The following is a 17,595-nucleotide window of genomic DNA, read 5'->3' as shown; positions in this document are numbered from 1 at the left end:
GGAAATCGCTGGGCAAGCAGCGGGCGAAGGTTTAAACTGTATATAAACACAGTAAAATCTTTATCCATTCAGAGTTGCCCTATCGTCACCATGTTGAGAGTTCTGGAAAATCCCCTGTACTATCTGGACAATTTCCAGGGCGTGCTGAACTGGATCAGCGAACGCTACGCCGATTTGCTGAGCCCTGAAGAAACGCGCTTCATTCGCCAGTTCGCATTATTGCCGCTGGCTTCGCGCGCGCTGTTCGTGCGGCTGGTGATGCGCAAGGGCTGTTTGTTCCGCGCAAGCAAGCTCAACTACGAGGAAATTGGCGACACGCGCGCCGCCGCTCTGCCCTTGCTGGCGCTGCAATGGGTGGAACCGGACCCCGCCATTTCGCTCGATGCCTTGTTCGAACTGCTGCTGAAAGCCGAAATCAGCCAGGCATTCCAGCTTGCCGCTCCCTTGAAAGCGGCGCGCAAGGCGGAGCAGCTGGCAGCGCTGCGCGAGCAATATCCGCAGGAGCAAGCCTTCTCGGCCTGGCATCCTACCTCCGATGACGTGCTGTACCGCATCAACAATCAAGACCTGTGCGACCGGCTACGCCTGATTTATTTTGGCAACTACCACCAGGACTGGTCGGAATTCGTGTTGTCCGACCTGGGCGTGTACCACTACGAAAAGGTGGAATTTTCCAGCCAGTCGCGCGGTTTCGGCACGCGCCAGGATATCGAGCACTACGAAGTGCTGCACCAGTGCCGCGAGCGTTTCAACGAGGGCGAAGAAGCCGTCGACGTGTTGCAGCAGCTGGCGTCGCTGGCAAAGCGCGATGCACACAATTCCTGGCTGGCCAGCCGCCGCGAAAAACTGCAATTCCAGATCGGCCAGCACCTGGAAAAATGCCAGGACTGGATCACCGCCTACCGCGCCTACGCCGATTGCCGTTATCCCGGCGCCCGCGCCCGCGCCATCCGCGTGCTGGAAAAAGATGCGCAGCCACAAGCAGCGTATGACAGGCTGACGATAGCATTGCAAGCGCCGGAAAGCGAGGCGGAACGCCAGTTGCTGCTGCGCATGGCGCCCCGTTTGCGGCGCACCCTGGGCCAGCCGAAGCAGCCAGCCGTAGCGGCCGCGCAAGCGGTGCGCATCGACTTGCTGCTGCCGCCGCCCCAGCAAGCGTGTTATGTGGAAGCCGTGGTGCAGCAGCACCTGGCGCAAGACGATGCGCCCGTGTATTACGTGGAAAATACCCTGCTCAATTCGCTGTTTGGCTTGCTGTGCTGGCATGCCATCTTCAAGGCGATCCCGGGCGCCTTTTTCCACCCGTTTCACCGGGGGCCGGCCGACTTGCACAGCGCCGACTTTTATCCGCGCCGCAGCGGCGATTTCCAGGCTTGCCTGGCGCAGCTCGATAGCGGTGACTACCAGGCAACGATACGCGCCACCTACGCTGCCAAGGCCGGCATCGTCTCGCCATTCGTCAGTTGGGAAGTGCTCGACGATGGCTTGCTGGAACTGGCCCTGACTTGCATCCCCGCCCAGCATTTGAAAAAGGCGTTTGAACGTATCTTGCTCGACATCAAAAGCAACCGCAGCGGCTTGCCCGACCTGATCCAATTCTGGCCGGCCGAGCGGCGCTACCGCATGATCGAAGTCAAGGGTCCGGGCGACCGCCTGCAAGACAACCAGCAGCGCTGGATAGACTATTGCGCCCAGCACGCCATGCCGGTCAGCGTGTGCTACCTGCAATGGCAGGACGCGCAGCCATGAGCTATACCGTTGCCGTACGGGCACTGTGCGAGTTCACCGCCAAGGTCGGCGACCTGGACTTGCGTTTCACTCCGTCACCCACGTCGCAGGAAGGCATTGCCGGCCACGCCACCGTCACGGGCCGGCGCAACGATGATTACCAGCGCGAAATCAGCCTGAGCGGCGATTTCGGCCCCCTGCACGTGCGGGGCCGCGCCGATGGCTATGACCCGGCCCGGCGCCAGCTGGAAGAAATCAAGACCTATCGGGGCGAACTGGACAAGATGCCCGCCAACCACCGCCAATTGCACTGGGCACAGGCACGCATCTATGGCCATTTGCTGTGCCAGCAATTGCAATTGCCCATGCTGCGCGTGGCGCTGGTGTATTTCGATATCGTGAGCCAGAAGGAAACCATACTGCATGAAGAGTGCACGGCTGAAGCGCTGCGTACTTATTTCGAACAGCATTGCAGCTTGTTCCTGGAATGGGCCGAACAGGAAATGGCGCACCGGCAAGCACGCGATGCACAATTGACCGCCATGGCTTTTCCCCATGCCAATTTCAGGCCGGGCCAGCGCCAGCTGGCTGAAGCCATGTACAAGGCCAGCACCCGCTCCTGCTGCCTGCTGGCACAGGCGCCGACCGGCATCGGTAAATCGGTAGGCAGCCTGTTTCCCATGCTCAAGGCCACGGCTGCGCATGGCCTCGATAAAGTATTCTTTTTGGCGGCCAAGGTGCCAGGGCGGCAAATGGCGCTCGACGCCTGCGCCATCGTGAAAAACAGCGCACCGCTGCTGCCGCTGCGCGTGCTGGAACTGAGCGCCAAGGCCAGCGCCTGCGCGCATCCGGACAAGGCATGCCACGGTGAATCATGCCCGCTGGCCCGTGGCTTTTATGACCGTTTGCCGCTGGCGCGCGCGGCGGCGCTGGCCAGCGGCTTGATACTCGACAAGGAAGCCGTGCGGGCCATCGCGCTGCAGCTGGACGTCTGTCCATATTACCTGGGCATGGAACTGGCGCGCTGGAGCGATGTCGTCATCGGCGACTACAACTATTATTTTGACCACAGCGCCATGCTGTACGGCATGACGGTCGCCAACGACTGGAAAGTCAATGTACTGATCGATGAAGCGCACAATATGGTGGCGCGCACGCGCGGCATGTACACGGCTGAACTGGAGCAGGCCAATCTGAAAATGCTGCGCAAGATCGCGCCGGAAGCATTGAAAAAGCCGCTGGAGCGGGTATCGCGCCAGTGGACCGCGCTGCTGAAAGAGCAGGACGAAGATTACCTGGTCCACCCTGCCCTGCCGGAAAAATTCTTTGCCGCCCTGCAAAACGTGGCCACGGCTTTCGGCGACTACATGACCGAGCACGCGGCCGCGCTCGATGAAGAGCTGCAGCGCTTTTATTTTGACGTGCTGCTGCTGAACCGGCTGGCCGAAAGCTTTGGCGACCATTCGCTGTTCGACGTCAGCAAGACGGCCAGCGGTTCCACCGTCTGCATCCGCAACATCGTGCCAGCGCCGTTCCTGGCATCGCGTTTCGAAGCGAGCCGCAGCACGGCCCTGTTTTCCGCCACCCTGAGTCCGTGGAATTACTATAGCGACACGCTCGGCATGCCAGAGGGCACGGCCTGGGTCGATGTGGAGTCGCCATTCCAGGCCGAACAGCTGGCCGTGCGCGTGGCCGACACGATTTCCACCCGCTACCAGCACCGGGCAGCTTCGCTGTTGCCCATCGCCGAACTGATGGCGCGCCAGTATGCCGATGCACCCGGCAATTACCTGGCTTTTTTCAGCAGTTTTGACTACATGGAAAAGACGGCCGCCCTGTTCGCGCAGCATTTTCCCGGCGTGCCCATCTGGCTGCAGCCGCGCCGCATGGACGATGGCGCGCGGACACAGTTTTTGGGACGCTTCGGCCTGGAAACGCGTGGCATCGGCTTTGCCGTACTGGGCGGCGCATTTGGCGAAGGCATCGACTTGCCTGGCGCGCGCCTGATCGGCGCCTTTATCGCCACGTTGGGCTTGCCGCAGATCAATCCTGTCAATGAACAGATACGCCAGCGCATGGGCCACATCTTTGGCGCCGGCTACGACTACACGTATTTATATCCGGGCATGCAGAAAGTGGTGCAGGCGGCCGGCCGCGTGATCCGCACGCAGTCCGACAAAGGCATCGTCTACCTGATCGACGACCGCTTTGCGCGGCCGGAAATCCGCCAGCTGCTGCCCACCTGGTGGGATGTGCAACTGGCCGAACGGTAATTGATCCACCTGTACGCGCAGGAGTTTACTGCTTGGCAGCCGGCTTGTCCGCCGTGGCCGGTGTTTTCTTGCCTGCCGCACCCTCCGCCTCCATCTCTTGCGGGCGCAGAAAATTGCGCAGCTCGATGCGCTCGCCGTTTTGCGCCACCACCGACAATTCCAGGGTCATGCCCAGCGATTGCAGGAAGCGCCGCAAGGTCGAGACGTAAGTATCGGACCGTTTTTCAAGTTGCGAAACGGCATGCTGTTGAATCCCGAGCTCCCTGGCCACCTCTGCCTGGGTCTTGCCCACGGCCTTGCGAAAATCCGTCAGGGAACTGGCGTGCGCAATCATCTCTGCCACTTTTTCCTGGGAAAGCGCGGCAATTCTTGCCTGCCGTTCAGCAGGCAAACCATGAATGACTTCCTCCAGCTTTCTGCCCATTTCCAACTCCTTTTTACCGTTATTTCGCCATGGCGTTCAGCTTGTTCAAATGCCGGTCATAACGTTGATTCGCCTTGGCCAGCAAATCCCTGTAAAACTTTTCCTCATTGATACCTTGCTTGGCGGCCGCCACTAAGATGACCGCCTCACGCGTGGTATCGAAAGCAAAGGCGGCCCGCCATATTTCAGCGCCGTGATGGGCCTGGAAGCGCAGTTCTTTCATGTTCGGATGCCTGGCGTTTTTCAAGCTGCCCACCAAGGGACGCCCGGCAGCAGGCCCCAGCTTCGACAGCGCATCGGCGCTTGCCAGCAACTCATCCTGCACATCGGGCGGAAAAGCATCGAACTCTGCATCGAAGTCATCGTGAAACGTGACCGGCCAACTCTTGGGCCCATCCACTTATCACCTCCGAATGATATCACTCTAGGATGATTATGCGCTAATTACAAGCTCAAGGTATGGAAAATGCGCAAGGCGCGATAAAAAACGCTCGCTAACTGACCAATAGTTTGAGCTTTTGATATCCCGCCTTGCTCACGGGAATTCTCGTCTCGTCGTGCAGGATCGCCACATGGCTATCCTTGGTGGCTGCCTCGATGCGGCGGATGCCTTCGATATTGAGCAGATAGGAGCGGTGCACGCGCAGGAATTTGGCCGGGTCGAGCTGGCTTTCCAGTTCCGACAGGCGCTGGCTTTTCAGGTAGGACTTGCCTTCCGAGCGGATGCTGACGTAATCGTCCTGGGCTTCGATGTAATCGATCCTCGCGCTGGCGATCACATGGACTTTCGCGCCATCGCGTATCAGCACGCGGTCCAGCGGCGTTTCACGCGTGGCCGCCTGGCGCACCACCGCGTCCACGCTGGCGACCGGTACCCGATGGCTGCGCGCATGCGCCAGCGCCTGTTCGAAGCGCTGTTCGCTGTACGGTTTCAGCAGGTAGTCGAGCGCATGGCACTCGAACGCTTTTAATGCATACTGGTCGTAGGCGGTGACGAAGATGAAACGCGTCTTCGTCCCCACCAGCTCGGCCACCTCAAAACCGTCCAGGCGCGGCATCTGGATATCGAGAAACACCAGTTCCGGCGCCAGTTCCGTAATCGCCTTGACGGCCTCAAAACCGTTGGCGCATTCGGCCACGATCTCGATATCATCGTGGCGGGCCAGGTATTCGCGCAGCAGGCCGCGCGCCAGCATTTCATCATCGACGATGGCTACCCGCATCTTTGCTTGCATCGTATGGTTCTCCCTTATTCCTCGCTGGGGCCGGTCTGCGCCGGCATCGATATCGTCACGACAAAGCAGTCATCCTGCCGTACCCAGTGCACGCTGGCTTCGTGCCCATACACGCCGGCCAGGCGCTGGCGCACATTCTGCAAGCCCATGCCATTGCCGCGCGTCAATCCTTGCTCCGCATCCACAGGGTTACGCACCGTGATCTGCAGCAAGCTACCGGCACGGCGCGCAGTGACCGTGACCACGCCCCCCTCCGTCAAGCCACAGATGCCGTGCTTGACGGCATTTTCCACCAGCGGCTGTATCAGCATGGGCGGCAACAAACAAGGCAGCGCTTGCGGGTCGATCTCTTCACTGACTTGCAGCCGCTCACCGAAACGCACCTGCTCGATGGCAAGAAAATGACGGATCAGCGCCAGTTCCTGCTCCAGCGCAATGTGCTGATGCGCCTCCATGCTCAGGCTCTGGCGAAAGAAACTGGCCAGCTGCACCGTCATCGTACGCGCGCCCGCCGCATCGATGGAGGTCAGCGCACTGATGGAATTGAGGCTGTTGAACAGGAAGTGCGGATCGATCTGCGTGCGCAGCATGCGCAATTGCGCTTCCTGCGCCACCAGCTGCGCTTCCAGCCCCCGCTGCTCGGCGCCCTTGGCGCGCACAAATTCCAGCAACAGATAATGCACGGCGGCGGCCAGGCAATACAGCAATACGCCCAGGCCAAAGAACAAGGCCAGCAAGGATGGGCTGAGCGGCACGCCCAGCCAGTGCACGTCCGGCAACAGCATCAGGCTGTTCACAAATTGCAGCAGGGTCGCCCATAGCAGCCCCGCGAACAGGGCCGCCACGGCCATCACGCCGATAATGGCGGCCGGGCGGCGCTGCGCCAGCGGATAGGCGCGGCACAGGTAAAACGCGGAAAATCCCGTGCCGATCGCATACACCAGGGTGGCGGGCACCAGCAGCAAGGCGGCATTCAGCCATACGATGTCTGCCACCCTGGCCAGCATGCTTGCCAGGACCAGGCCCAGCGCGATGCAGACCAGGACCAGCACGACGGCGCTGCGCCGCTTCGACAATACTGCTGTCACGCGGCGCCCTAGTTGCGCACTTCCAGGCCGCCCATGATGGCGTAGCCCACCACGTACAGGCGCTTGTCCTGGTTGGCCGGCACGATGGTCTTTTCTTCGAAGCCACCAAGTATCGGCGTCCCCTGCAAGATCACGCTCCAGTCGGGCGGCACCTTGATCGTGATGCCGCCGCAGATGGCAAACACGTTCAGCACGGCTTCGCCTTCGATCGAGGCCTGGCGCAAGTCGATTTCACAACCGGCCATGATGACGTTGATATCGCCGCCGCGGAAACGCTGCGACGACACGCGCCGCACGAAGCCGCCCAGGATGGCGGTCACTTCGATGATGCTGTCTTCGTCGGACGCGCCTGTGCCTGCATGGCTGGCTGGCGTCTTGTCCAGCGAGACGGCGCCGTTTCTCGGCTGCGCAAACCGATCAGTCTGTGCCTGGTCGGCAGGATCGGCAGGGTCTGCACTAAAGCGGCGACGGCGACGGCGCTGGCTGCCACCGGGCAGCGAGCGCGACACCACGGAGACACCGACAGCGATGATCACCAGCGGCCACAGCATGCTCCAGTTCACATAGAAAAAGCCCATGGCTTTCAAGGTCCACATCACGCCCAGCAGCACCATCAGGCCACCCACCAGATAGCCGGAACGCGTGCGGCCCTGCGAAATTTTCAGCAAGCCAAAAATGATCAGGATGGTGGGCCAGAAACGGAAGGTGTAGCGCACATTGATAAAGCCCAGGTTATCGAGCAGGAATAGCAAGCCCAGCCCGATCACCAGCACGCCCAGCACGATTTGCGTAGGAGAATCGAGCGGCGGTTTATTTTTCATGTTCGGACTCCCGGTAAGCCATAAAATGTTTGTTCAAGACCGGTTCCAGCACCAGCCCCACGCCCCAGGCGATCAGCAAGGCGGCCCAGCTATTATAGAAAGACAAGCCCCATAACTCTTCATACGAGACATACCACCAGGCGGCGAAAAAGATCAGCCACAGGCCGCTCAATATCTGGCTGGCCGAGACGGGCGCCAATAATTTGTTGATGCCGAACAGCACCATGATCGCTGGCCAATAATGCCAAAGCGAATAATAGTCGCGCGCGGCGATCATGCCCAGCCGGTCCAGCAGGATAACGGCGCCAATGACGATCAACAGCAATCCCCACAGCAACTGGGTACGGCGGTAATGCGCTTGCTCAGGTTTCACGATAGCCCCTTTATGCCTCAGTACATCTGTTAATTGACTGAACGTAAAGATACGCGGATTTTAAACAAGGCGAAACCACCGTTCGGTGAATGGCGGCCAGGCGGCGGTGAATGGCGATGGCGCGGCGAGTGGCGAAAAAAAAGGCTATGTCACCGTCAGATGTGGGAACTCTCCCAAGGTTGCCTTCAATAATGTTTCAGCGGACAGGATGCGCCTGGCATCGAGTATCCAGCGCCAGCCCAGGTAATTGGGCAGATAACGCGTGGCCACGCCGTGAAAGATGCTGAGCCATCCGCGCAAGCGGCTGTGATACGCGTTGACGTTCTGTACGTGAACCGCGCCGCGTACGCGGATGCCTGCCCGCAAGTTGACGGCTTGATGGCTGATGCCCGTTTCCCGGGCAAAGGCGGCATACGCCGCATGACCATCGGTCACCAGCAAAATATCCTTGTCGATCACGGGCGGCAAGCAATGCAGGAGTTGCTGCTTCGTCAGTTGGCCCTTGCCGGTGACGAAGTCGACGGTTTGTCCGGTGCGGTCGCGCGCTACCAGGATGCAGACCTGTTCGCTGGAAATGCCGCGTTGGCGGGCATGGCCACCACGCCGGCGTGCCGGACGCCGCAAATGCCGCGCCCCTTTCTCCGATTCCAGCAGATACAGCTCATCGGCCTCGGTGATGCCATGCAGGCAGCGCGGGCGGTCGGTTTTTGCCAATGCTAAAAAACGGTGGCGCCAGCGAAAGCTGGTATTGCGGTGAATGCCCAGTTGCTGCGCAGCCTTGCGCACAGAATCCGAGTTCAACAGGCAATCGGCATACTGCAGCCACAAGGCTTTGTGACGCAGATGCGCCAGGGGCGTGCCCGTCAGCGCATTGAATGTCTTGCCGCAAGGCACACAGCGATAACGCTGCAGATCGTTGGCGCGGCCGTGCCGGTGCAGATGCCGCGAGTGGCACGCCGGGCAACATAGGCGTGCCTGGGCCGTGCGTTCGATCAGCGCGACAGCCGCTTGCTCGGGCGGCGTGCCGCTCAACATTTCTACGCTGCCCAGGCGTTGGCGCCGGGACAATGCCACGAACTGCGCGATGAATGCCTGCCACTGCGCTTGCAACATGATGGCCTCCCTGTTTGGCTGGTCTGATCAGTCAGACCTCAGCTTTGCAGGCAGGTTCCCCTATTTAATGAGGACAGAGCCAGCTTAATCGGGTTTCATCAACGCCGCAAAATCCTGCGCACGGAACTGCTCGACGATAAAATCGACAAACACGCGCGTCTTGGCGGGTAGCAGTTTTTTGCTGGGGTAGTACAGTGACAGCGGGCCGGAATCGGCGCGCCAGCCTGGCAATAAGCGGACCAGCGCGCCGCTGCGCAGATGGGGCAGCGCGTGCGGCATCGGCAGCAGCGCCAGGCCGATGCCGTCGATGGCAGCCTGCGCCATCGCTTCCGGGTCGTCAAAAATGGCGCGCGGCTGGCATTCGGCCAGGCCTTCGCCGCCGTGCCCATCGCGCATGATCCAGCTGCGCAAGCGCCCGCTGCCGGCCGAGCGGCGCACCACGCCGTCGAACGGCGCCAGTTCAGCCGGATGACGCGGCATGGTTTTATCCTGCATGAAGGCGGGGGACGCAGTGGCGACGATGTACACATGGCCCAGTTCGCGCGCCACCACCCCCGGCGTCAGCTCGATGCCGCCACCGATGGCGGCGTCAAAACCCTCGCCCACCAGGTCCACGGGACGGTTATCGAGGTGGCAGTCGGGCACGATGCCCGGATAGCACCGGACGAATTCCCCCAGCAGCGGCAATACATAACGGCGACCAAACGAGGGCGCCATGCTGATTTTCAGGATGCCGGACGGCGGCCCGCCCTCGCCCGCCGCTGCGCTGATCGCATCGTGCAAGGCGCCCAGCGGGCCGCCTACCTGGCGCAGGAAACGCTCGCCGCCTTCCGTCAGGGTCAGGCGCCGCGTACTGCGCTGGAACAAACGCAATCCCAGGCTCGTTTCCAGCCGCGCCACGTTCTTGCTGACGGCCGCCGGCGTCAAGCCCAGGCGGCGCGCAGCCGCCGAAAAACTGCCTGTCTCGGCAGAGAGCACGAATGACTGCAAGTGATTGAGTGCGTCCATCCACGCATTGTACCGCCCTATTTGATATTTATAGTTGAAAGTGATTGTAGCGATTCCTGGCTAGTCAGCATGCAATGACAGGCAGATACTGACTACTCCACCACCTACTACAGGAAAGCCATCATGAACACCACCAACCACTTCCCGCTGCGCCACGCCGAAAAAATCGCCTTTGTCACGGGCGGCTCGCGCGGCATCGGCGCGGCCATCGTGCGCCGCCTGGCCAGCGAAGGCGCCACCGTCGCCTTTACTTACCAGCGTTCGGCCGATGAAGCGCAATCGCTGGTGCAGGAAATCGCAGCGGCGGGCGGCAAGGCGCTGGCCCTGCAAGCCGATGCGGCCGACGCGAACGCCCTCACCGGCGCTATCGGCAAGGTAGCGGCGCAATTCGGCCGGCTCGATATCCTGGTCAATAATGCAGGCGTGCTGCTGATGGGCGCCATCGACGATTTTTCGCTGGCCGATTTCGACCAGACGGTGGCCGTCAACGTGCGCGCCGTGTTTGTCGCCATCAAGGCAGCCGTGCCGCATATGTCCGAGGGTGGGCGCATCATCAATATCGGCAGCACCAATGCGCACCGCATGCCGTTTGCCGGCGCGGCCGCCTATGCCATGAGCAAGTCGGCGTTGTCGGGATTGACGCAAGGCCTGTCGCGCGACCTGGGTCCGCGCGGCATCACCATCAACAATGTGGAACCGGGCCCCGTCGCCACCGACATGAATCCGCCGACGGGCGACTTTGCCGCCGTCATGCACGGCCTGATGGCCTTGCCGCGCCACGGCAGCGGCGAGGAAGTGGCCGGCATGGTGGCTTACCTGGCCAGCAGCGAAGCGGCTTTCGTGACGGGGGCGGGACTGAAGATCGACGGCGGCTTTGCGGCGTAAAACAGGGTCAGCGCAAAATCGCCGGCGCTACCGGCAAGGTGTCGAGTGCAATAAAGGCTTCCAGCGCCAGTTGCATGTCCTCGAATACCTGCTTGCCATAAGCCTGTTCCAGGCTGGCATATTGCAAGTCGATCAGCTTGCCCATCTCGATCACCAGGCTCGCGCCGGCGTCCGACAACTGCACTTGCAGGCGGCGCTGGTCGCCCGCCACCTTGCTGCGCACTATCAGGCCCGTGTCTTCCATGCGCGCCAGGATGCCGCTCATGCTGGGGCTGGAAATCTGGCACAGATCGCATAGTTCGCGCGGTTCCAGGGCCGGGCCGGCATTGAGCGCGCGCAGGATGCGCCATTGCTGCTCGGTCACGCCGAAGTGGTTGAGGATGGGCCGGAAATGCTGCAACAGGCTGTCGCGCGCCTTGAGCAGGAGCTGCGGCATATTGGGATAGCGTATCAAAGGCTGCAAGCGGTACTCCATGGCAGAGGTTATGGGCTTGCCTGTAATTATACGACTGACAAGAATTTATCCCTGTCCGCATGCCATGCATGCGGACAGGGGCGCGATCAGCCCCTGGCTTTTTGCGCCGGGATGAATTGCTCGCGCACCGCTTTCGCCAGCAAGTCCGGCGGCAGCAGGCCCTGGCCCAGCAGGAAGTTGTTGAACGCCAGGCGGTCGAACTTCGCGCCCAGCGCCAGCTCGGTCTCGGCGCGCAGCTGCAGGATGCGCGTGTAGCCGTAGAAATAGCTGCCCGCCTGGCCCGGCATGTTGAAGGTGTAGCGGTCCAGCTCCTGGCGCGCCATCGGTTTCGACAGCATCACTTCGTCCGTCAGGATGCGGCCCGCTTCTTCACGTGTGACCTGGCCCAGGTTCAGCATCGGGTCCAGCATGGCGCGTGCCGCCCGCAGCATGCGGAACTGCAGCGCGATGAACTGGCCTTCGACCGGCTCGTACGGCAGCATTTCCGCTTCCGCATACAGCGCCCAGCCTTCCACGTTGACGCTGTTGAACGCATACAGGCTGCGCGCCTGCGACACGCCGCGCTCCACCATGGCGCTGAACTGCAGCTCATGGCCAGGACGGCCTTCATGCGCGCTGAGGGTCCAGGCGGCGCCCAAGAAATTGAAGTCATCATAGACTTCGCCCTTGCCGCTGGTGGCCGGATTGCTCACGGTCAGCACGAACTGCCCATGTTCGCCCGTATTGCCGATCAGAGGAGGCGGACGCATATGCGGCGCCGGCTGGGCTGCCGATTCGGCGGCCGAGGCCAGGCGCATGGTCATCGCGCGCTGCGGCAGATCAACCACGCGCTGCTGGCGGATGCGCGCTTCGAGCTGCGTATTGACTTGCTTGTAGTGAGCTTCCAGCTGATCATTCGGAATCGAGTCGCTTTTCAGGGCGCGCAGCACCTGGCGATAATCGCTGCCATCGATGCCCTTCAAGGCCAGTTTGGCCGCCACCACGGGCGCCAGCGCCTGCATGGCCGCGCGCGTTTCCAGGTAAGCCACTTCGGCCCGCTCGATCAGCGCCTGCGGTGCAATGTCGATGCCCACCTGCTTCAGGCGGAATGCGTACAGTTCGGGCGCCATGCGGAAATCCGTGCGCGACAAAGGCAGCACGGTCTGGCGCTCCCACGCGGCATACTCGTTCAACTGCTGCTCCATGGCCGCCAGCGCCGGTTCGGCGCCGGCGATCTTCATGTCGGCAAACAGCTTGCGGATGCCGGCGATATACACCGGCACGTTCTCCAGCGACTGCTCCACCTGCAGGCGCACGGGGCCTGCCAGGCCCTGCTGGCCGATTTTCTCCGTGAAACGGGCCTTGGCCTGCGCCGTGATGGCCGTGCTGCCGGGGAACTGGCCCACGTAGCGCTGCAGCAGTTCCAGCGCCTTGGCGCGGCGTGCGGCCGGGCGCTGCTCCTGCAGCAGGCTTTGCATGCTGCCGAATACCAGCTGCGGCACGTCGACCCATGGCAAAGTGTATTTGGCGTCCAGCTGCGCGCCCGCGATCTCGTTATCGACGGCGTGCGTCAAAATCTCCAGATCCTGGCGGATGCGCTCATCCTTCTCGGCGGCCAGCCGCTGCTGCAGCCTGGCACGCGCCTGCTGCATGGCGGCCACATAGCGCTCGGTGATCTTTGGCCCCAGGTCGGTCGCCAGGCCATCGTATTGCGACAAGCCCGTGTCGGAGGCATTTTCGGGCGAGAACCGGGCCTGGGCTTCGAGCACGATGGCGGCGTTGCGGTTGCTGGCCTCGACCCAGGCAGCCGATGCTGCCGGCGCGGCCGCTGCTGCAGCCATGGCAGGGACGGCAAAGGCCGTGGACAACGCGGCAGCCAGCGCGGCTGCCAGGACGGTCTTGTACAATTTCGGACGGACGGACATCGGGGCGTTCCTTTCACAGGTAAACGATGAGCGAAACGGCGAGTATCGGCCAGCACCCTGCGACTGTCAATCAGGCATGCTTACGTGGGCCGCAGCGCCAGCACCGGCAAATTACAGGGCGTGACAATCTGGATGGCCGACAGCGACGGCGCCTGCCGCAATGCGGGCAAGGCGCCTTGCGCCCGCAGGATATCCTGGCAGGCGCGGCGCATGTCCTGGCCCAGGTCATGGTGCAGCACGGCGTGAATGGCGCCCGCCTTCAGCAGCGCCACATTATCCGCATCGAGATCGTGGCCGATAAACACCTTGCAGCGCCGGCCCATGTCGCGGAAAGCCTGCACGATGGCGGCATTGCCGCCGCCGATGGAATACACGCCGGCCACGCCGGGGTAATCAAGCAGGGCCTGGCGCACCAGCGCCCCCGTGGCGCCATCGATGCCATGGCCTTCGCTCACTTCGACGATCGCCAGGTGGCGGTGATGCTGGCGCAGCGCGCGCCGAAAACCGATCTCGCGCTCTTCCTCGCCATGAAAACGGTTGCTGCTCAGGGTAACGAGCACTTCCTGCTTCCTGGCGGCCCCCATCCACTGCCCGACCAGGTACGCCGCCGTTTCACCGGCCGCGCGGTTATCCATGCCCACATAGCTGTGGCGCGCCGACCCCGGCACATCGGTCACCAGGGTCACCACCGGAATGCCGGCAGCCGCCAGCCGTCCGATGGCCTCAGCCACCGGCGGCACGTCCGGCGCCTTTAACAGCACGCCGTGCGAGCCGTTCTTGCGGATGCGTTCGAGCTGTTCCACGACCTGCGCGACTGCCAGCGTTTCATGCAAATGAAAACGCGAACGCAGCACGGCCGGGTGCAGCGACGGCAATTCCATTTCCAGCGCACGGCGCACCGCGTCCGTGAACCGAAGCGGCGCCACCATCAGCACATCGATCATGAATTTTCTGCCGGCCAGGCCCACCTGCCCGCTTTGCCGTTCCAGTTCCGCCAGCGCCTGCCGCACGCGGCGCACTGTATTGGCGTGCACGCCCCCGCGCTCCTTGATCACGCGGTCGACGGTGGCAGTGCTGACGCCGGCCTGCAACGCCACGACCTTGACTGGAAAGGGATGCGTCATCGCTCAGTTTTTTGAGGGTTTTTTGATGGATTTCCTGATGCATTCTGCGGGAATGCATCCCTATACTACCTGAACAGGATCGCATCACCATACTAAAACGGAGACATGGCATGGCAAACAACGAGACATTCTGGCTGTCGGCACAGGACTGCCGGCTCGATGATTTCATCCGCACCGTCAGCCGGTTCACCGACCTGGCCGATTATCCGCTGGCGGCAACGGTCGCATCGAACATCCCGCTGTACGACTGCCACCGGCTGCGCCAGATCGCACCCGGCTCGCAAGCGCTGCGCGCCCTGCAGGCGGAATGGGGCAAGGCGCTGCTGCATGGCCCCGGCATCGTCGTGCTGCAGCGCGCGGTCGATGACCTGGGCACGCTGGAACAGGTCACGGACGTTTTTCGGGAGCTGATCGCCGAACAGCATGCCAGCGGCCAGGCGGCCGGCGACCATTTCGCCACGGCGGGCGCCAACGACCGCATCTGGAACGCCCAGCAAAAACTGTGTCTGCGCGCCCCGGAAGCCTTCGCGCGCTATTACGGCAATCCCGTCCTCGCCTGGATTTGCCAGGCCTGGCTGGGACCCGCCTACCAGATCACGGCACAAGTGAATGTCGTCAATCCGGGTGGCGCCGCGCAAGCGCCGCACCGCGACTATCACCTGGGCTTCCAGGGCGCGGCCGCCTGCGCCGCTTATCCTGCGCATGTGCACCAGATGTCGGCCTGCCTCACCCTGCAGGGCGCGGTCGCGCATTGCGACATGCCGCTGGAATCGGGTCCCACCTTGTACCTGCCGTATTCGCAACTTTACCAGCCCGGCTATCTCGCCTGGCAGCAGCCTGCGTTCCGCGCATATTTCCAGCAGCACCATGTGCAGCTGCCCTTGTCTAAGGGCGACGCCGTCTTCTTCAATCCCGCGCTGTTGCACGCCGCCGGCCACAACCGGTCGCCGGATATCCGCCGCATGGCCAACCTGCTGCAGGTGTCCTCGCCGTTCGGGCGGGCGATGGAAACGCTGGACCGCAAGCAGATGAGCGCAGCGCTGTATCCCGCACTGCAGGCGCTGCGCGCGCAGGGAACGCTGGTCCACGACGAAATACGCAACGCGGTCGCCGCCTGCGCCGAAGGTTATGCCTTTCCCAGCAACCTGGACCGCGACCAGCCGATCGGCGGCATGGCGCCGCCAACCCAGCAGGACATCATGCTGCAGGCGCTGGCGGAAGACTGGCCGCTGGCGCGCCTGGTCGAGGCGCTGGAGGGCAAGGAATGGCGGCAGCATGTATGATCACGCTAGCCTAATAGCTCTACGGCAGTGCATCGGACTGTGCATCAAACACCAGCCGCGCCGCATCGACTGCGTCGCGTTGCGCATAGGCCTAGGCGCCAAGGTTCAAGCGCCGACCGTAGCCTTTGAACAGATCGCAGATCGCCACGCTGCAAGCGGCCTGATCGTCAGCTGATTTTCTGGCTGCGCCGGAAAGTTTTCGGCGCAGCCCCTGCGTGATTATGTTAGTTTCCTATCCTTTAGTGGACGTCTTTTCACAGCTAGCTCACCAGGAGAGCGAGCAAGGCCAAATTGGACAGCTAGCCATGCGATGACAACCTACACAACCCATTTTTTGAGGAGCAGCAGCAAATCGCGTATTCATCTATTGGGGTAAGTTCTAAAGTAAGGTCTAATAAATTATCATTTCTGACTACCATATGTAATGCACTGCAAAGCGTGCCAGTAAGGTTTACCTATTACACACAACGCATCCACTTTTTCTCGCAGAAATTAATAATAATTTTACAAAAACCACTTAGATCTCACTCAACTCAACGCAGTCAATAAATGTATTTCTTGCAAAGTTACCTATCAAATTAGTTGCGACTGCATCAACAGTACCACCAACGACCCCGCCAAGTAAGGGAACAACTTTCACCAGATTTACAACACCTTTTTCACCAAATTTGGTTAATAATCGAAAACCAACTTTCTGATTAATTGATGTTATAGTTTTCCCTGAAATATTTTTAATGGCGCTCATGGCCACCTTGGTACCCAGCAAAATTCCAGCGTCTTTCAAAATATCTTTTGCAGCTTCACCCGCTAGACAAGCATAGACTAACGTTTTCACTTTATCGCTATGCAAATCCTGTCCGCACATTTTAGCAATCGCAGCAATCATTCTAATTTGCACGTACATTACGGATGCAATGTTTGCGGGGATAGTAATCGGCATTGTAATAATGCCACCTAAACCAGTTAAAAAACCCGAAGTGCCAGCCTTTGTATTCTGCCAGCGGATCAAGGAATTAATTCTTTCTTCAAGTGTTCCTGTTCCCGCCAAATACTCGTTCGCCATCTCACTAGCAGAATCAAGCCCAGGTACTCCATTGACTGCCTTATCATAAGCCCAGTCCAACGCTTGCATTATTTTTCCATGTGTCAAATCATTTGCCACGATTTCATCTCTCATTCAACAATAAATTTCAAATTTAACATATAAATTTCCAAAATGCAACACATACTATACTATCTGCATTTTTTCTTTAAATGAAATTTATTGCCAAAATTGAAATTAAAGTTATCTCACTTTGCAATCTGAATATTTATTTTCGCGATATAAGAAATTTACTTATTGACATATCCGCGTACTGCAAGTTGCTTGAATCTGATGATGATTTTCCGGCTGCGCCGGAAACTGTTTCGGCGCAGCCAGCCTATGAGCGAGAAGCGAGAAAGGGCAAAATAAGCTAAGCTGCTTCAGCCCTAATACTTCACAAGGAACACCATGACCCTGATCGTCGTCGCCACCATTGATGCCCAACCCGACCATATCGACGCCGTGCGCGCCGCCCTGGAAGCCGTCGTGCCGCCGAGCCGCGCGGAAAGCAACTGCCTGCGCTACGAGCTGCATGTCGATAACAAGCTTCCCACGCGCTTCATCATGCTGGAAGAGTGGACCGACAAGGCCGCCTTGAGCACCCATGCGGAGACAGCCCACTACAAGGCCCTGGGCGCTGCCGTCGGCGACAAGGTGGTCAAGATCGATATCGCGGAGTTGAGCAAGCTGAAGTAAAGATCGCCGCAAGACCCAAGCGTGCGGTCTCCCGAGAAAGTTGCCCTCTATAATATGGCAACTTTTTTGACAGCAATTTTG

At 60.5% G+C, this 17,595-nt stretch carries 17 protein-coding genes; 5 read left to right on the top strand and 12 right to left on the bottom strand.

The window, feature by feature from the left end; translation table 11 throughout:
• Positions 1-90 precede the first annotated feature (90 nt).
• Positions 91-1,749: a VRR-NUC domain-containing protein gene (locus tag ACL9RI_RS05365; protein WP_422725545.1), complete on the top strand. Its 1,659-nt coding sequence runs from the start codon at positions 91-93 to the stop codon at positions 1,747-1,749.
• Complete coding sequence (locus ACL9RI_RS05360; protein ID WP_422725544.1) at positions 1,746-4,001, top strand: ATP-dependent DNA helicase; 2,256 nt, start codon at positions 1,746-1,748, stop codon at positions 3,999-4,001. The genes ACL9RI_RS05365 and ACL9RI_RS05360 overlap by 4 nt, the downstream gene beginning before the upstream one ends.
• Before the next feature lie 25 nt (positions 4,002-4,026).
• Here the strand turns inward: ACL9RI_RS05360 and ACL9RI_RS05355 are convergent, their stop codons facing one another.
• From ACL9RI_RS05355 to ACL9RI_RS05320, 8 genes are all read right to left on the bottom strand, one after another.
• The gene (locus ACL9RI_RS05355) at positions 4,027-4,425 is read right to left on the bottom strand and encodes an XRE family transcriptional regulator (protein WP_422725543.1); all 399 of its coding nucleotides are present in this window, start codon (positions 4,423-4,425) and stop codon (positions 4,027-4,029) included.
• Positions 4,426-4,444: 19 nt separating this feature from the next.
• Entirely contained in the window at positions 4,445-4,825 is a 381-nt protein-coding gene (locus ACL9RI_RS05350; protein WP_422725542.1) for a type II toxin-antitoxin system RelE/ParE family toxin, read from the bottom strand.
• A 94-nt stretch (positions 4,826-4,919) separates the two neighbouring features.
• Positions 4,920-5,648: a LytR/AlgR family response regulator transcription factor gene (locus ACL9RI_RS05345; RefSeq protein ID WP_422725732.1), complete on the bottom strand. Its 729-nt coding sequence runs from the start codon at positions 5,646-5,648 to the stop codon at positions 4,920-4,922.
• Positions 5,649-5,674: 26 nt separating this feature from the next.
• Complete coding sequence (locus ACL9RI_RS05340) at positions 5,675-6,748, bottom strand: sensor histidine kinase (RefSeq protein ID WP_422725541.1); 1,074 nt, start codon at positions 6,746-6,748, stop codon at positions 5,675-5,677.
• 8 nt (positions 6,749-6,756) lie between these two features.
• On the bottom strand, positions 6,757-7,569 hold the full coding sequence (locus ACL9RI_RS05335) for a LiaI-LiaF-like domain-containing protein (RefSeq protein ID WP_422725540.1): 813 nt from the start codon (positions 7,567-7,569) through the stop codon (positions 6,757-6,759).
• Positions 7,559-7,942 carry a LiaF transmembrane domain-containing protein gene (locus ACL9RI_RS05330; protein WP_422725539.1) on the bottom strand — a complete coding sequence of 128 codons (384 nt, stop codon included), beginning with the start codon at positions 7,940-7,942 and terminating at the stop codon, positions 7,559-7,561. The genes ACL9RI_RS05335 and ACL9RI_RS05330 overlap by 11 nt, the downstream gene beginning before the upstream one ends.
• 144 nt (positions 7,943-8,086) lie before the next feature.
• Positions 8,087-9,055 carry an IS1595 family transposase gene (locus ACL9RI_RS05325; RefSeq protein ID WP_422725538.1) on the bottom strand — a complete coding sequence of 323 codons (969 nt, stop codon included), beginning with the start codon at positions 9,053-9,055 and terminating at the stop codon, positions 8,087-8,089.
• 84 nt (positions 9,056-9,139) lie between these two features.
• Entirely contained in the window at positions 9,140-10,063 is a 924-nt protein-coding gene (locus ACL9RI_RS05320) for a LysR family transcriptional regulator (protein WP_422725537.1), read from the bottom strand.
• Positions 10,064-10,186: 123 nt separating this feature from the next.
• On the opposite strand from ACL9RI_RS05320, the gene ACL9RI_RS05315 reads away from it, so the two are divergent.
• Positions 10,187-10,948, top strand: a complete 762-nt coding sequence (locus ACL9RI_RS05315) for an SDR family oxidoreductase (protein ID WP_422725536.1) — start codon at positions 10,187-10,189, stop codon at positions 10,946-10,948.
• 7 nt (positions 10,949-10,955) lie between these two features.
• On the opposite strand, the gene hpaR is transcribed toward ACL9RI_RS05315, so the two are convergent.
• The 3 genes from hpaR to ACL9RI_RS05300 form a co-directional block, all read right to left on the bottom strand.
• On the bottom strand, positions 10,956-11,411 hold the full coding sequence (gene hpaR / locus ACL9RI_RS05310; RefSeq protein ID WP_422725535.1) for a homoprotocatechuate degradation operon regulator HpaR: 456 nt from the start codon (positions 11,409-11,411) through the stop codon (positions 10,956-10,958).
• 98 nt (positions 11,412-11,509) lie between these two features.
• Entirely contained in the window at positions 11,510-13,327 is a 1,818-nt protein-coding gene (locus ACL9RI_RS05305; protein WP_422725534.1) for a DUF885 domain-containing protein, read from the bottom strand.
• A gap of 80 nt (positions 13,328-13,407) precedes the next feature.
• Positions 13,408-14,451, bottom strand: a complete 1,044-nt coding sequence (locus ACL9RI_RS05300) for a LacI family DNA-binding transcriptional regulator (RefSeq protein ID WP_422725533.1) — start codon at positions 14,449-14,451, stop codon at positions 13,408-13,410.
• Positions 14,452-14,561: 110 nt separating this feature from the next.
• On the opposite strand from ACL9RI_RS05300, the gene ACL9RI_RS05295 reads away from it, so the two are divergent.
• On the top strand, positions 14,562-15,734 hold the full coding sequence (locus tag ACL9RI_RS05295) for a phytanoyl-CoA dioxygenase family protein (protein WP_422725532.1): 1,173 nt from the start codon (positions 14,562-14,564) through the stop codon (positions 15,732-15,734).
• Positions 15,735-16,251: 517 nt separating this feature from the next.
• Here the strand turns inward: ACL9RI_RS05295 and ACL9RI_RS05290 are convergent.
• Positions 16,252-16,911 (bottom strand): EcsC family protein, encoded by a 660-nt coding sequence (locus ACL9RI_RS05290; RefSeq protein ID WP_422725531.1) that lies wholly within the window; start codon positions 16,909-16,911, stop codon positions 16,252-16,254.
• 315 nt (positions 16,912-17,226) lie between these two features.
• Here ACL9RI_RS05290 and ACL9RI_RS05285 point away from each other — a divergent pair, with 315 nt between their 5' ends.
• Positions 17,227-17,514 carry a putative quinol monooxygenase gene (locus ACL9RI_RS05285; RefSeq protein ID WP_422725530.1) on the top strand — a complete coding sequence of 96 codons (288 nt, stop codon included), beginning with the start codon at positions 17,227-17,229 and terminating at the stop codon, positions 17,512-17,514.
• Positions 17,515-17,595 lie beyond the last annotated feature (81 nt).

This window comes from Janthinobacterium sp. Mn2066, from assembly GCF_049319705.1.
Lineage (GTDB): Bacteria > Pseudomonadota > Gammaproteobacteria > Burkholderiales > Burkholderiaceae_D > Janthinobacterium.
The sequence above is the reverse complement of the archived record's forward strand: the minus strand, read 5'-3'. Positions and strand labels throughout refer to the sequence as shown.

What these genes read in the sequence shown, in the direction of transcription:
- ACL9RI_RS05315 (WP_422725536.1), top strand. Translation starts at nt 10,187, where the DNA reads ATGAACACCACCAACCACTTCCCGCTGCGCCACGCCGAAAAAATCGCC.
- ACL9RI_RS05360 (WP_422725544.1), top strand. Translation starts at nt 1,746, where the DNA reads ATGAGCTATACCGTTGCCGTACGGGCACTGTGCGAGTTCACCGCCAAG.
- ACL9RI_RS05305 (WP_422725534.1), bottom strand. Translation starts at nt 13,327, where the DNA reads ATGTCCGTCCGTCCGAAATTGTACAAGACCGTCCTGGCAGCCGCGCTG.
- ACL9RI_RS05285 (WP_422725530.1), top strand. Translation starts at nt 17,227, where the DNA reads ATGACCCTGATCGTCGTCGCCACCATTGATGCCCAACCCGACCATATC.
- ACL9RI_RS05295 (WP_422725532.1), top strand. Translation starts at nt 14,562, where the DNA reads ATGGCAAACAACGAGACATTCTGGCTGTCGGCACAGGACTGCCGGCTC.
- ACL9RI_RS05300 (WP_422725533.1), bottom strand. Translation starts at nt 14,451, where the DNA reads ATGACGCATCCCTTTCCAGTCAAGGTCGTGGCGTTGCAGGCCGGCGTC.
- ACL9RI_RS05335 (WP_422725540.1), bottom strand. Translation starts at nt 7,569, where the DNA reads ATGAAAAATAAACCGCCGCTCGATTCTCCTACGCAAATCGTGCTGGGC.
- ACL9RI_RS05290 (WP_422725531.1), bottom strand. Translation starts at nt 16,911, where the DNA reads ATGAGAGATGAAATCGTGGCAAATGATTTGACACATGGAAAAATAATG.
- ACL9RI_RS05355 (WP_422725543.1), bottom strand. Translation starts at nt 4,425, where the DNA reads ATGGGCAGAAAGCTGGAGGAAGTCATTCATGGTTTGCCTGCTGAACGG.
- ACL9RI_RS05320 (WP_422725537.1), bottom strand. Translation starts at nt 10,063, where the DNA reads ATGGACGCACTCAATCACTTGCAGTCATTCGTGCTCTCTGCCGAGACA.
- ACL9RI_RS05345 (WP_422725732.1), bottom strand. Translation starts at nt 5,648, where the DNA reads ATGCGGGTAGCCATCGTCGATGATGAAATGCTGGCGCGCGGCCTGCTG.
- ACL9RI_RS05365 (WP_422725545.1), top strand. Translation starts at nt 91, where the DNA reads ATGTTGAGAGTTCTGGAAAATCCCCTGTACTATCTGGACAATTTCCAG.
- ACL9RI_RS05325 (WP_422725538.1), bottom strand. Translation starts at nt 9,055, where the DNA reads ATGTTGCAAGCGCAGTGGCAGGCATTCATCGCGCAGTTCGTGGCATTG.